At 72.3% G+C, this 3515-nt stretch carries 4 protein-coding genes; 3 read left to right on the top strand and 1 reads right to left on the bottom strand.

Annotated elements, in window-relative coordinates; translation table 11 throughout:
- Positions 1-119: 119 nt before the first annotated feature.
- Positions 120-836, bottom strand: a complete 717-nt coding sequence (locus QH283_RS28185; protein ID WP_280505962.1) for a hypothetical protein — start codon at positions 834-836, stop codon at positions 120-122.
- A 206-nt stretch (positions 837-1042) separates the two neighbouring features.
- On the opposite strand from QH283_RS28185, the gene QH283_RS28180 reads away from it, so the two are divergent.
- The 3 genes from QH283_RS28180 to QH283_RS28170 form a co-directional block, all read left to right on the top strand.
- Entirely contained in the window at positions 1043-1735 is a 693-nt protein-coding gene (locus QH283_RS28180; protein WP_280505961.1) for a VIT1/CCC1 transporter family protein, read from the top strand.
- A 304-nt stretch (positions 1736-2039) separates the two neighbouring features.
- Positions 2040-2807, top strand: a complete 768-nt coding sequence (locus QH283_RS28175; protein WP_280505960.1) for an HNH endonuclease family protein — start codon at positions 2040-2042, stop codon at positions 2805-2807.
- A gap of 8 nt (positions 2808-2815) precedes the next feature.
- A partial coding sequence (locus QH283_RS28170; RefSeq protein WP_280505958.1) for a hypothetical protein occupies positions 2816-3515 on the top strand: 700 nt, incomplete at its 3' end.

Raw genomic sequence — 3515 nt, 5'->3', positions numbered from 1 at the left:
CGCGCGCCGCTGGTGGCAGCAGACGCCGACGGCGGTGCGCCGGGAAGGTCCGGGGGCACCGCCGTCGTGACGCGTGGCTCGGCGATCCGGCCGCCGTACCTCACCGTCGTGGCGCCGGGTCAGTCGGCGTCGCGCACCTTGTTCACCGCGTCGACGAACACCTGATCGAAGGTCGACTGCTCGACGCCCTCCTCACGCAGCGCGCCGACGCGCACGATCACGGTGACGCCGCGCACCACCGCCATGCCCTGGTAGGCCAGGCTGGTCAGCGGCTTGCCCTCACCCACGGTGGAGGTGTTGAGCGACTTGAAGGCCAGCGCCTCGTCGGCGTTCAGCCCGTCGGGCAGGCTCAGAGTCTCGACCGTGCCGACGGTGGTGATCTCCTTGCCCTCGACGGTGGAGACCACGGTGACCTCGGGGCACGTGGTGTTCGACGCCTCGACCGCCGCCAGGTCGGCGACCCGCGAGGCCACGAACTCCACGTACATCAGGCCGGCCGCGCTGTCGTTGGCGGCGATGACGTCGGAGTCGGTGAGCAGCTCGGAGGTGGCCGCGCCGAGATCCTGCTGGGTGTCGCCGCACTCGGCCGGGGTGATGGTCGAATTCTGCTGCAGGCCGGACATGTCGGTGACCGCGGACTGCAACCGGTCGGCGGGCATGTCGATCTTCGTGGCGCCCTCGGGGAACTCTTCGATGCTCAGCAGCAGCTGGTCACGAGGCGTGCTCGGCGATTCCGCGCTCGTGCTCTCCTCGCCGCCGCCACAGCCGGTCAGCAGCAGCGCGGCCGCCGCCAGCCCGGCCGCCAAACGTGTTCCCTGGAAACGCAGTGTGCTCATGCGGGTCAGCATGCCAGCACCGCCGCCGATCCCCGAATTCACAGACCAGCGGGTCCGGCGGTGGCGGCGCAGTAGAGTCGTGTGGGGGCGGAGGAAGACGACGCCGCGGGCGAAAACGAAAGCCCCCACCCACCCCCGCGGGCCCGCCCCGCGCCGGGGCGCCGGCCAGGCCGGCCGGCCCGGCGCGGCCCTGGCAGGACGGCCACGTGGAGCCGCACTCGGAGCGGCCGCACTCGCGGCTGAACTGGCTGCGCGCCGGGGTGCTCGGCGCCAACGACGGCATCGTCTCCACCGCGGGCCTCGTGGTCGGTGTGGCCGCGGCGAACACCAGCACGCAGACGCTGTGGACGGCGGGCATCGCCGGCGTGGCCGCCGGGGCGATCTCGATGGCGGTCGGCGAGTACGTCTCGGTCAGCACCCAGCGCGATTCCGAACAGGCGCTGCTGGCCAAGGAGCGCAAGGAACTGCTGGAGGACCCGGACTACGAATTGCGCGAGCTGGCCGCCAACTACCGGGCCAAGGGCCTGTCGGAGGAGACGGCGCGCCGGGTCGCCGAGGAGATGACCGCGCACGACGCCTTCGCCGCGCACGCCGAGGTGGAGCTGGGCATCGACCCGGAGCAGCTCACGAATCCGTGGGCGGCGGCGGGCTCCTCGGCGCTGGCTTTCGTCCTCGGCGCGCTGTTGCCACTGCTGGCCATCCTGCTGCCGCCGGTGAGCTGGCGGGTACCGGTCACCGTTGCCACCGTGCTGGTGGCGCTGGCGCTGACCGGCACGATCAGCGCCACGCTCGGCGGCAGTCCGCGCCTGCGGGCGGCGGTGCGGGTGGTGACGGGCGGCGCGCTGGCCATGGCCATCACCTACGGCGTCGGGCAACTGGCCGGCGGGCTGGTCGGCTGACTCCCTTGCCGCCCATGCGCTTCGGCTGTCGCGCGCGGACGATCGACTTCGTGCCCTGGGCAACCCGCCGGGGCCGGAGGTTGCGCCGATCCGCGCCGATCACACTATGCTCGGCTGCGGTCACCGGGTCGCTCCGGCGGCCCCGGAAGGGTTTTCGGCCTCGGCCGACTGTCGGAAGTGCACAACTACCGGCGCGCGGCCCGCGGTGAACACGCCGATGACAGCGGTTCGCCCTGTGCCGCACCATGTCCGGTAGTTCGACGAGTTGGTGCGGGACCGCGTCCCGGTCGGTGAGGGAGTCGTTGTGAAGTTGTTCTCGTCCCAGCGGCTCCGGCGCCTGGTCGGGGTGGTCGTGCCCGCCGTGCTGGCCGTCGTGGTCGCCGTCGCCTACGCCGCGCTGGACAACACCGAGGGCGGGGTGGACAGTTCCGCCACCGCGATCTCCTCGGCCGCCGATGTGGAGAGCCTGTTCGCGCAGCTGACGGTGGCCGAGGAACGTCCGATGGACGGTTACAGCCGCGACCATTTCCCGCACTGGGATTCGGCCAAGGCCGAGCACGGATTCGGCGACGGCTTCAGTCAGTTCGCGCGGTGCACCACCCGCGAGGTGATGATGTTGCGCGACGCCGAGGGCGAGGTCACCCTCGACCCGACCACCTGCGATCTGAAGGTCGGCGCCGACGGCGGCTGGCGCGACGAGTACGGCACGCTCGACCGCAAGACCGGCGCACTCAAGCCCTACAAGTGGATCACCGACCCCTCCGGCGTGGACGCCGAGCACATCGTGGCCCTCGCCGAGGCGTGGCGCTCCGGCGCCGACAAGCTGGACAAGGACACCAGGAGGCGCATCGCCAACGACGCGCTGAACCTGGAGGCCTCCGATCCGACGGCCAACCGCTCCAAGGGTGACCAGGACGCCGCGAACTACCTTCCGCCGGGGAAGTTCCGGTGTGCCTATGTCGACCGCTACCTCCGGGTGAAAGTAAAGTACGGCCTGACCGTGGACTCGGCGGAGCAGGCCGCACTGCGCACCGCGATCGACGAGTGCACCCGGCAAGGAGGCTTCCGATAAGCGAGATCGTGCAGCTCAACAGCCCCGCCGCCGTGATGACCGACGAAGAGGGAACGGTCTCCGGCGAACTCGACGTCACGCTCGACGAAGCGGGTAAGGGCCTGGTCCGCTATCGCGGCACCGATACCTGGCTCACCATCGGCAATCTCGACGGCGAACCCGCCCACGCCTGGGACAGCGTCGCTCGGCTGGCCGCCGCCATCGAGACGAGCGTCGGCGAACGCGACGCCGCGGGCAACACGATCCCCTTCGAGGTCTTCTCCGAGGAGGACCCGGCGCACGCGAATCCGCCCGTCGGGGACGGTCCTTCGCCCGATTCCGGGGCCACCCTGGAAGGCGGGGCCGCCACACCCGACGCCACCACACCCGACGCCACCGCGCCCGAGGCCACCGCACCCGACGCCACCGCACCCGAGGCCGATACGCCGCCCGCGGACGGCATCGCGTCGGACAGCGCCGAGGCCGACATCGCGACCGACGCCACCACGGCCGCCGCCACCGAGAGCGGCGCGCCCTCGGGCGATGTCGCTTCCGACGCGAACGGAGCGTCCGACGCCGAGGCGGGCCCCATCGCGGACGAGACCGTCGCTGTGGCCGACGCGCCTGCTCCGGCCGAAGCGCCCGCCCCCGCCGCTGGGGGCCCGGCCGGCGCCGCCGCGGTCCACCCCCACGCGGGGGGTACCCCCCCCGGGGGGAACCCGGCCCGGG

Origin of the sequence: Nocardia farcinica, from assembly GCF_029867845.1 — a bacterium.
Taxonomy (GTDB): domain Bacteria; phylum Actinomycetota; class Actinomycetes; order Mycobacteriales; family Mycobacteriaceae; genus Nocardia; species Nocardia farcinica_A.
This window is presented reverse-complemented; position numbering and strand designations above follow the sequence as displayed.